Raw genomic sequence first — 10120 nt, forward strand, 5'->3', positions numbered from 1 at the left:
TTTTGCCAGCAAACTAGGCTCAAAAACTACCGAAATCTTTAAATTATTCCGCCAACACGCGACAATCCGTGGGTGCCCAACGAGCATAAATTGTCGTGTTAGGGTCTGGTAACTTGTTATTGGTGTTGGCAAGTATGACTCTGAGACAGTCGCCACTGAGTAACTCCACCACACATTGAATATGAGTACCCAGGTACATCGCGTGTTTGAGACGTCCTTCAAAGCAATTCATAGTAGTAGTAGTTGTTGTTACTGTTGGCGGGGAAAGACTCAGGCGAATTTTCTCTGGTCGTACACCTACTACAATATCCTGAGGATTAGAATTATCCAGGACTTCTCTAACGGATGGAGACTCAACCACAATCTTGATACCAGTCTTGGTGGTAATTTCGAGTGAGTCGGCATCGGACCGTTGCAGACGACCTTTAAATAAATTGGTATCACCGATAAAGTCCGCCACAAAGGTTGTCCGAGGATTTTCATAGATTTCTCTGGGGGAACCAACTTGCTCAATTTTACCTGCACGCATCACAGCGATACGGTCAGAAAGACTCATGGCTTCGTCTTGGTCGTGGGTCACCATCACAAAGGTTAACCCCAGGTCTTGATGGAGATTTGAAAGTTCCACCTGCATCTGTTTGCGTAGCTTGAAATCTAGGGCTCCCAAGGGTTCATCCAACAACAGTACCGCTGGTCGATTAACTAACGCTCGGGCCAATGCCACTCGTTGCTGTTGACCCCCAGACAGTTGAGGGGGATACCGATTCGCCAATCCCTCTAGTTTCACTTGTTTGAGGGCTGCTTTGACTCGTTCCTCAACCTCCAATGAGGGTAGCTTTTTTAGCCGTAGACCGAAGGCAATATTTTCGGATACACTCAGGTGATTGAATAGAGCATAACTTTGAAAGACCGTATTGACAGGTCGGCGGTGTGGTGGAATATGATTCATCGAGCGTCCCTGAATCATTACTTCCCCAGCTGAAGGCATCTCAAATCCTGCTACTAAACGCAAGGTTGTAGTTTTGCCACAGCCAGACGGACCAAGAATGCTAAAAAATTCTCCTTGACGGATACTTAAGTCAACACCACGGACAACGGTCTCGGTGTCGAACACTTTAAAAACCTTGCGGAGTTCAACATCAAGTTTAGCTGTAGTCGTAGCAGTCGGACGTGGTTCTTTAACAGTCGTTTGAAACATGGTGGTTATTTCAGCAGTAGTGATGCCCCCAGAGTCATGCCTCGTCTGTCTGCATCTGTGCAACACGGTTTCTCTCCTTGGGTTTATTTTATCCTCGAACCTAAAAATACTCCTGCAGTAGCTAAACAGATCTGCACTGATCCAGTAGCTGAGGTGCGGAAGTAAATTGCTGGGTATTAGGCTTGACTAGGAGATATTAGGCTAATGGTAAGAGCTATTGAACAGGGGCAAATCAGAGCCTCCTTAATCAAGGATTTGGGGCGGCTGTAGGCTAACCGGTGTGGGCAATTAATCGGGCATGTTCCAATTTTGCTCACTACACCCGGTCACCGTAAACCCCATATCCAGTTTTAACCGACAAGCTTGGGGCGTGAGTCCTGTTGTTTTGTTGTCAATTGTCAATCCTTAATTCTTAATTGAAAAGGGGGACGTATTGGGAATCCAAGCCAATAGGTTACTGCATTGATCAGGTGACTATTCGCCTTAATTGCCCAATCCCGTGTTCTCCAAGTCCGATTCCCCATTCTCAGACCTCTCACGATGACATTAATTCAGCCTTCCTTATCTCCATTTGCAGTATATCGATCTAATTCCCGCACTGTCGGACGCAAATACCAATCCGTAGTGATTATGGTACTGATGAGCCTATTCTTGCTGGGGGGAATTGGTTCCCGTTTAGCTTATTTACAGCTAGTTCAAGGGGAACGCAACCAAAAGCTGGCAGAAAATAATCGGATTCGTCTGATTCCCAAGCCCCCTATACGGGGCAATATTTTTGACCGTAAGGGAAGAGTATTAGCTAGCTATCGGTTGTCTCACTCGGTATTTGTATGGCCGATGGTTCTTAGGCAGGAGCAATGGCCCCAAACTCGCAAACGCCTGTCCCAAATTTTGAAGATACCAGACGCTGAGATTCAAAAGCGTCTGGAACAAGCGGGCTATAACTCTCCTTACCTACTTCGGATTGCCCGTGGTGTTACTCCCGCTCAAGTTACTGCCTTGGCTGAGTACAGCAATGAATTACAGGGGATAGAGGTGGATATTGATGCAGTGCGGTACTATCCCCATGGGAAGCTATCGGCTCATGTTCTAGGTTATACTGGAGAGTTAGACTATGAAGAGCTGCAACGGCGTAAAGCGGACGGCTACCGCCTCGGTGATGTGGTTGGCAAAATGGGGGTGGAGAAGTCCTATGAGCATCTGCTACGGGGAGAATGGGGCGGTCAGCAAGTAGAAGTTGATGGTGCTGGACGAGTCGTCAGGGTTCTGGGTCAGAAACAGGCAAAACCGGGTAAACCTATCCATATAAGCATCGATCTAGACGTGCAGAAGGCAGCCGAGGCAGCATTAGGCGATCGCAAAGGGGCAGTCGTGGCTATAGACCCCAACACCGGTGCTGTCCTCGCAATGGTTTCTCGTCCAACCTTTGACCCGAATATTTTCTCGACTCGCATCACCTCAGAAACCTGGCGAAAGCTACAAGGCAGAGGGAATCCGTTTATCAACCGGGCAATGCGAGGGTTTCCTCCAGCCAGTACATTTAAGGTAGTCACGGCTTCGGCGGGTATGGAATCTGGTCGGTATTCTCCCAGAACTGTTTTACAGACTTATCCTTACCTTTATGTGGGTGGTCATGCCTTTGGGGAGTGGAACCGAGCCGGATTTGGTCCAATGGGATTTGTGGGTGCTATGGCTTGGAGCAGTAACACCTTCTTTGGTCAAATCGGTCGAGGGGTTGGGGGGAAAACCCTGATTGAATGGGCTCGTAGATATGGCTTTGGTGAAAAAACTGGTATTGAGTTATCTGGGGAATCCCGTGGTTTGATAGTGGATGATGCCTGGAAGCGGAAAAACTACAATTGGGGATGGACCGTGGGAGATACCATCAATATGTCTATTGGTCAAGGGTTTACCCTAGGAACACCCTTACAATCCTCAGTGATGTTTTCTGTAGTTGCCAATGGCGGCTATCGGGTTAAACCTCACTTGCTCAAGAACAATCAGGATGCCATCAAAGGGCGAGTGTCGATTAATATGAAGCCATCAACGATTCAAACCCTGCGCCGAGGATTGCGAGCTGTGGTTACTGGGGGAACAGGAGCGGCATTGAGGGTGCCAGAGTTACCTCCTGCCGCTGGTAAGAGTGGAACAGCAGAGGCTCCTCCTGGCAAAGCTCATGCTTGGTTTGGTGGTTTTGCACCCTATGATAAACCCGAGATTGCGGTTGTTGCTTTTGTGGAACATTCCGGCGGCGGTGGAGGTTCAGTGGCAGGACCGATTGTGCGCCAGGTGATGGAGGCTTATTTCAAGCATAATTAGTGATTGAAACTCTGGTTAGTCACTTTTGAATCAGGACTAACCACCATTTTTGAATTCAAAATGAATAGCTTGATAATTTTGAATTGTTGACACCGGATACAAGCCCCTATTTTTGAATTGGAGCGAAGCGATGTTTCAAACCCCCGAATTAATTCCTGGGGTATTTTTGAATTTTGAATTTATAATTTTGAATTGGAGCGAAGCGACTTGACTCAAGGTGTTGACATTATCTGAATTCCCTGAGTCGATAACTTGGTCACCCAAAATTCCAAATCTGGGTCAGTAATATCAATGCTTACTTTCTGTTGAATTTCCTGGGCTTGCTCCTGGGACTCGCACAGGGCAAATACCGTCGGACCGGAACCAGACATCATGGTTCCTATGGCACCGCTATTCTCAAAGGCTTTCCGTAGTTCCAAGACTTGGGGGTGATTGGGTAACACCACTTTCTCTAAATCATTGCGCAATAGTTTTCCGATCTTTCCCCCATCCTTATTGAGGATTTCCTTAACCATCGGACCACTATGAAAACGATTAGCACGGGATTCTAAGTCCTCAAGCTCCCGGATATAGGTTTCCCCAAACTGAGCCCGATAAGTCTGATAAGCCCAAGCAGTAGAAACCATCAGACTGCGGTATTTCCCCAAGACGACATATAGAGAATCCAGTCCCGGTAGGGCAGACAGCCGTTCACCTCTGCCCAGAGCTAGAGCAGTGCCACCAGCAAGGCAAAACGGCACATCCGATCCAAGCTGTGCTGCCAATTGTTCTAATTCCGGGTGGGTTAATCCCAATTGCCACAACATATCGATTCCTACTAACACAGCCGCTGCATCCGTGGAGCCACCAGCTAGTCCAGCGGCTACAGGAATTCGCTTGTGGATAGTAATTTCTACACCGCCCAAGTTAGCAAAATACTCAGGAAACTCCTCCCACATCAAGGCAGCTGCTTTATAAGCGAGGTTGCTTTCATCCGTTGGCACTTCGGGATGATGACAGTGGACTTTAATCTCCTGTGTACCAATGGCACGGATATCGATTTGATCAGCTAATTCGATGCTTTGGAGAATCATTGCGAGTTCGTGATAACCATCACCCGCATCACCGATGATTTCCAAATACAGATTGATTTTAGCTGGGGCATTTAGGGAATAAGAATGCATTCTTTATGGTGATCTGATTAGCTAGGGCTATCCATTGAGCAACACTAAGGTCTTCGGCTCGGGCTTGAGGGCTTATTTCTAATTGTTCCAGCAATTGGGTGATGCGATCGCGTTCAATTACAGATTTTAAATTATTGCGCAACATTTTACGTTTGCTGCCAAAGCCCAGTTTCAATAGTGTCTCTAAGCATCTGGGGTCAGAAGCTGGTGGTTCGGCTAGGCTCGGATGTAACCGCACGACAGCGGAATCGACCTTGGGGGGAGGAGAGAAGGCCGACCCAGGTACATCGCAAATCAATTCACATTCGGCGAGATACTGCACCCGCACTGATAATGCCCCGAATTGTCTAGAACTGGGTTTGGCATATAACCGCTGAGCTACTTCTTTTTGCACTAGCAGCACGATTAAATCAAACCCTGGCACAGCTGGCTGAGTAATGGTACCTAGTAACTTTTCCAGAATCGGACCGGTAATATTATAGGGGATATTGGCAACCACTTTATTAGGTTTTTGGAAATTGGAAAAGTTAGCTAACAAGGTATCTAAGTCTAGGGATAGAAAGTCCCCTTGCAGCAGTAAAAAATTATCTATTTTACCGAGTTTTTTAACTAATAATCGGCACAAGTCTCGATCAATTTCTACGGCCACTACAGACTGAACAAAAGGCAGTAAGCGCTGGGTAAGAATGCCAGTACCCGGACCAATTTCTAGAATGCGATCGCTTTTTTGTAAATTAGCAGCTGTCACGATTTGGTTCAGTGCCTCCTCGCTACGCAGCCAATGTTGAGCAAATTTTTTACGAGCTTTTAAGGTCATTGCCCAATTTTATAGCATTTCTCAATTCAGTACCCAATTGTTAAGCATATGCCCTACGCGCAGGCTACGCCAACAGCTATCAGCTCTCAGCTCTCAGCTTATGGGCTATGGGCAAGCTTATTGAGTAGGAAACCGTTAATAATAAAAGAGGTAAGCATTGGAATAATGCTGAGTTACGTCTTTAGAATAAAAGAGGTAAGCATTGGAATAATGCTGAGTTACGGAAAGCACCTCAATTAGCTTTGCCAACGGCCAACGGCTGACTGCTGACTGCTGACTGCTTACATCACGTCTAATCAGGTTTATCCCATAAATGTTAGTGTTTAATTAACCAGTAACAAGTAAGCAAGTTCCTTGAATTATCAGTAGTAAACCGACGAACAGGAGCTCAAAGGTTCATCAATTTATTTCCAGGAAGTTCTGGAACAAACCTTGGTTTTGCCAGGCGTAATTCTTGGCAACACGCTTTAACTGGGCAATATTGCTCCGAGTCGCATCATCCATTGTGTCATTAGTGATTTGCGGTTGTAGACGCAGGTAACGAGAAACTGTTGCATCCTCAGATTCTAAGCTACCGATCAACTCTTTGGTAATATACCGGTGAATGTCACAAGGAGCATCAAATAGCACTTCAATCAATCGTCCTTGCCATCCCCATTGTCCCAATCCCCAGCCTCTAGCTTTTTCCCAAGGAATGGGGCGGTTGGATTCTCCTGTGCCAATCGAGATGATAGAAATTTCCTTAAGGGAATGATTTAACCGGATCGCTTCAGCTAATGCACAGCTTGAGGGATTATTCGCCCCAACTCCACCATCAATCGCTGAGTAAGTCTTGCTTTGAGTCTTGAGCTGATGGGCTGGAAAATAGGTGGGGGCAGATGCGGAACAGACACAGGCTTCCCACAAGGGAACATGGAAATAATCTTTGTCTTCACGCCAGCTTTTAAATATAATCGGCATCCGACTCATAGTGTCATAGGCTGTGATCAACAGCCGAGGTGAATCGTAGATATCCGACAGCTTGGTCGTCCCAAACTGCTCTTTCATCACCTCAATTAACCCCTGATTGGAGTGTTTAGGAGCAGAAAGACCATACTTAAGGATAACCTTGAGCCGCTTTAGTGAAAAACGGCTGGTGTAGCGGAAAATTCTTTCCCCTTTCTGTTCATAAAGTTTAATCATCTCCCGGCTAGGGATGCCAGTGGCAATGCCGGCAGCCAAAATTGAACCAGTGGAGGTACCTGCAATTAAATCAAAATACTTGTTGAGGGGCTGGTTAATATCTTTTTCCAATTCTGCCAAGATTACTGCTGCAATAACGCCCCGAATACCACCGCCATCTAAGCTGAGTATGCGAAAAGTCATGATCCCCCTAAAAACCCACGATGTTGAATTAATCCTCCTAACTATTGTGACGGGTTCTAGTCACTTCCAGGGTGATCTTACCTCCAAAATCCGGAATTGGGGCACCAGGTTTGCTTAACTGCACCTGGACTTGCTGCACCTGATCGAATTCTAGGATCGCATTAGCAATTTGTACTGCCAATTTTTCGATCAGGGCACATTTTGAGGTTTTAACCAAATGCTTGACAGTATCAATAGTTTGCCGATAATCCATGGTATCGCTAAGGTCATCACTTTCTCCCGCAGGGCTTAGATCTAGCCACATGGTCAGGTCTACTTCAAACCACTGTCCTAGGGTCTGTTCTTCGGGTAGGTAGCCAGTGTAGCCGTAGCAGCGAATATTGCTTAGTTTAATACAGTCCATCATTATGTCAAGTTTTCCCTCATCTATGCTTTATCACCAAGGTAAACGATTGTCCTTAGCGCTACTACTTTGGGTTAATCGCTTTTCAAAGCTAATGTTTAAAAATTAGAATTGCTGGAGTCTTTTACCAGAATTGTTGTCTCAATTCAACCCCTAGCATACAAAGATATCTCTTGCTTGGCTTTCACGCTTCGCTCTATTGGTGCGCGTTCACGCTTGTCGGTAAACCCGACCGGGGTCGCACCGCTGCGTAAGTCCGCTCCTTTATTAGATTTCTACTCAAGCAATCCATGACCAGGGATTTGTGTTTAACAGTTCTAGTCTGTTCCAGTCTCTAAGGATACTGCTGGAGAAAGGGGTTTCCCGATTTGGGGTTCGGTACCTCTAACTATACGCTGAATGTTACTGCGGTGACGGATGATGACATATATGCCAGCAGCAATACCAAATAACTCATAGGCAAGAGGAGCTTTGGTAAGGTACATCAGTAGGGAAACAGCGATCGCACCAGCAATGGAACTGAGAGAGACAATACGAGAAATTGCCAAGACTACTGCAAATACACCTACGGTTCCTAAGCCTACAGGCCAAGACATGGTGAAGATAACACCTATACTGGTGGCAACGGATTTACCTCCGGTGAAGTTTAGCCAAATGGATTTACTATGACCAAAGATAGCAGCAAACGCAGCTAATGCCACTAACCAGGGTTGCCAGGTTAGTGGCAGTAGGGAAACGTCTGTCAGGGTATAAAAGCCATTGACTAGACTAATAGCCGCTACTCCTTTCAAGGCATCAATCAGTAATACCACCACTGCTGGTCCTTTGCCCACAGTTCTCAATATATTGGTGGCACCAGTTGATCCAGAGCCATGCTCGCGAATATCAATATCTTTAAGCCAGCGTCCTGCTAGGTAACCAGTAGGCAGGGAACCTAATAAATAGGCTGAGATGACTAGTAGCCCACTCCAAGTTAAGTTAAGTACCATTGGTGTCATGTTGAAGATTGTGACAAGATCCGGCAAGAATTCCCCGATCACCACCGCGACGGGTAGCTCGGCTGTAACATTGCTAACTGTTTTGATGTAAAGCGCAAGTGGGGGAAACCCCCGTCGGAGCAACTACATCGATTTTTCAGTTCGCTGAACCTCCCGATTGGCAGCAGTTTCGCGCCTGTTTTGCTAAAATTCAAGCCAGTAAACTAAGTAATTCAATAATCGTCATAGGTATACATCTGCCGAGGATCAGGTGCAAAAGCCAACCATAGGGGAAATTGCAATAATGACAAACTGATCTTATCTTCGGTTTCGTCAACAATGATTAACGCTAACTTATCCCGCTTGATCAGTCGTTCCGCTTTTTGAACCAGGGCTATTGGATCTTCAAATAGAACAACTCCCCGTTCTGGACCAAAATCACTGCGGGAGATTCCGAGACAGTCCTGTAATCCTCTACGCCATTCTCCCAGTCGTTCTGGGGTGTTGGCCAGCACAAGAGTACTTAGGCGATTGTCATATAGTGTCCGCAACACGGATATAACCGCTGAGGCAATTAAAACATTTTGTAAGCGGCTGCCCATAGTTTGCAACGCACCACGACCACCTTGGGAAAAAAACCACTGAGACACTTTTTCAGCGTGAATTGGCTCGAAGGTACGACGCAGTTGCCAGGGAGGACCATAATAATCTGGCATTTTGCGATATTGATCCAACAGCTGACGAATTTGTCGGACTTCGTCTTTAAATGCTTGTTCAGCAAATTTTGGGTTGCCTCTGGTCGGGGGTGGTGGGGTTTCTTCTAATTCTGACCGTGGTGCTTCGGTTGGTGGCTGGGAGAGTTCGAGTTGTTCTGCAGCAGCAGCTAGGTCTTGTAAGGAGCCAACCAAATAATCTTTAAAGCCTTGAACTCGAATGGCTAGCTCTTGAGATACACCTGCAAAACTAGTGCGCATTTCTTCACGAATGCGTTCCCGGCGGCGTTCTAGTTGCTCAATAGAAATTTGCAACTTTTGCTTGCGTTGCTCCAGTTCGGTCAGACCTTCAAGTACCATCCGCTCTACAACTGCTTCGGTGCTTCCCAATTCCTTTGAAACCAGTGACTTTTCATGGTTTTGCAGATTGGCAATTCTCTGTCTCAACTCCTGTTCTTTTTGCTCAAGTTCAGCCACAGTTTGAGCTAAGCTAACCATTTTTTTTGCTTGATCTGAAGACTCCCCTAGTTGAATTTCACTAACTTTATCATTCCGATTCGGATCAATCGACTGTGTTGGTTTAGCTTTGTCATGGTCTGATAGGGTCAGAGAAATGGGAGGAAGGTCGGGAGCTTCAGAGTTATCCCTAGGAGTAGCCCTATCCTGATCTGGCCAATTTGACTCCTGTGAATTATCTAATCCCTTAACTGCTTGGTTATTATCTTGCTCTTGTTCTGGGTTTTGTGGGTCTTCGGAATTCATTTAAAGTGATTTATTAATAACTTATTCACTAACTACCTAACCTCTACTCTATACTTTGAGGTAAGTCAGTTATACTTTAGGGCAGCGTTCTTCTAGGCAAGTTCGTAGCAGCTTTGGGTCAAATATAATTGGTAGAAAGTGAATGCTTTTGACTTCTGAAAAATAAAACAAAATCGGTACTGATGTCCAGAAGATTTCCCAGTTTTGCCAATCCTGATAAGGAAAACGCCGGATCAGGGTTTCGGAGCGATAAATATCCAAGGCGGTTTCAGTAAATTGCAGGCGTATGGTTACGGCCTGAAACAACAAGAACAATCCCAACAAAGCGATCGGCGAAGCCGCGCCAAAGGCGATCGCCTTTGGCAGATCGGAAGAGCGTCGGGCGTACACCTGAGTCCTCTAG

At 46.1% G+C, this 10120-nt stretch carries 9 protein-coding genes; 1 reads left to right on the forward strand and 8 read right to left on the reverse strand.

Annotation, left to right across the window (positions count from 1 at the left end):
- Positions 1-43 precede the first annotated feature (43 nt).
- A complete protein-coding gene (locus F6K64_RS23495; protein ID WP_008178464.1) occupies positions 44-1198 on the reverse strand; it encodes an ABC transporter ATP-binding protein in 1155 nt (384 codons plus the stop codon).
- 540 nt (positions 1199-1738) lie between these two features.
- Between F6K64_RS23495 and mrdA the strand changes: the two genes are divergently transcribed.
- Positions 1739-3517, forward strand: a complete 1779-nt coding sequence (gene mrdA, locus F6K64_RS23500; RefSeq protein WP_008178460.1) for a penicillin-binding protein 2 — start codon at positions 1739-1741, stop codon at positions 3515-3517.
- A 212-nt stretch (positions 3518-3729) separates the two neighbouring features.
- On the opposite strand, the gene ispE is transcribed toward mrdA, so the two are convergent.
- The 7 genes from ispE to F6K64_RS23535 all read right to left on the reverse strand — a co-directional run bounded on the left by ispE (position 3730) and on the right by F6K64_RS23535 (position 10083).
- The gene (ispE, locus tag F6K64_RS23505) at positions 3730-4680 is read right to left on the reverse strand and encodes a 4-(cytidine 5'-diphospho)-2-C-methyl-D-erythritol kinase (protein ID WP_008178458.1); all 951 of its coding nucleotides are present in this window, start codon (positions 4678-4680) and stop codon (positions 3730-3732) included.
- On the reverse strand, positions 4649-5497 hold the full coding sequence (rsmA, locus tag F6K64_RS23510) for a 16S rRNA (adenine(1518)-N(6)/adenine(1519)-N(6))-dimethyltransferase RsmA (RefSeq protein WP_008178456.1): 849 nt from the start codon (positions 5495-5497) through the stop codon (positions 4649-4651). The genes ispE and rsmA overlap by 32 nt, the downstream gene beginning before the upstream one ends.
- Before the next feature lie 399 nt (positions 5498-5896).
- Positions 5897-6862: a CBASS cGAMP-activated phospholipase gene (locus F6K64_RS23515; protein ID WP_008178450.1), complete on the reverse strand. Its 966-nt coding sequence runs from the start codon at positions 6860-6862 to the stop codon at positions 5897-5899.
- Positions 6863-6899: 37 nt separating this feature from the next.
- Positions 6900-7265, reverse strand: coding sequence for a dihydroneopterin aldolase (gene folB / locus F6K64_RS23520; protein ID WP_008178448.1), 366 nt, complete (start codon positions 7263-7265; stop codon positions 6900-6902).
- Between the two features lie 317 nt (positions 7266-7582).
- The gene (gene plsY / locus F6K64_RS23525) at positions 7583-8254 is read right to left on the reverse strand and encodes a glycerol-3-phosphate 1-O-acyltransferase PlsY (protein ID WP_044492085.1); all 672 of its coding nucleotides are present in this window, start codon (positions 8252-8254) and stop codon (positions 7583-7585) included.
- A gap of 221 nt (positions 8255-8475) precedes the next feature.
- Positions 8476-9717: a DUF3086 domain-containing protein gene (locus tag F6K64_RS23530; RefSeq protein WP_008178445.1), complete on the reverse strand. Its 1242-nt coding sequence runs from the start codon at positions 9715-9717 to the stop codon at positions 8476-8478.
- 69 nt (positions 9718-9786) lie between these two features.
- Positions 9787-10083 (reverse strand): DUF3119 family protein, encoded by a 297-nt coding sequence (locus F6K64_RS23535; RefSeq protein WP_502708060.1) that lies wholly within the window; start codon positions 10081-10083, stop codon positions 9787-9789.
- Between the last annotated feature and the right edge of the window lie 37 nt (positions 10084-10120).

The sequence above is a fragment of the Moorena sp. SIO3A2 genome (assembly GCF_010672265.1).
GTDB classification, from domain to species: domain Bacteria; phylum Cyanobacteriota; class Cyanobacteriia; order Cyanobacteriales; family Coleofasciculaceae; genus Moorena; species Moorena producens.

What these genes read in the sequence shown, in the direction of transcription:
- F6K64_RS23495 (WP_008178464.1), bottom strand. Translation starts at nt 1,198, where the DNA reads ATGTTTCAAACGACTGTTAAAGAACCACGTCCGACTGCTACGACTACA.
- mrdA (WP_008178460.1), top strand. Translation starts at nt 1,739, where the DNA reads ATGACATTAATTCAGCCTTCCTTATCTCCATTTGCAGTATATCGATCT.
- ispE (WP_008178458.1), bottom strand. Translation starts at nt 4,680, where the DNA reads ATGCATTCTTATTCCCTAAATGCCCCAGCTAAAATCAATCTGTATTTG.
- rsmA (WP_008178456.1), bottom strand. Translation starts at nt 5,497, where the DNA reads ATGACCTTAAAAGCTCGTAAAAAATTTGCTCAACATTGGCTGCGTAGC.
- F6K64_RS23515 (WP_008178450.1), bottom strand. Translation starts at nt 6,862, where the DNA reads ATGACTTTTCGCATACTCAGCTTAGATGGCGGTGGTATTCGGGGCGTT.
- folB (WP_008178448.1), bottom strand. Translation starts at nt 7,265, where the DNA reads ATGGACTGTATTAAACTAAGCAATATTCGCTGCTACGGCTACACTGGC.
- plsY (WP_044492085.1), bottom strand. Translation starts at nt 8,254, where the DNA reads ATGGTACTTAACTTAACTTGGAGTGGGCTACTAGTCATCTCAGCCTAT.
- F6K64_RS23530 (WP_008178445.1), bottom strand. Translation starts at nt 9,717, where the DNA reads ATGAATTCCGAAGACCCACAAAACCCAGAACAAGAGCAAGATAATAAC.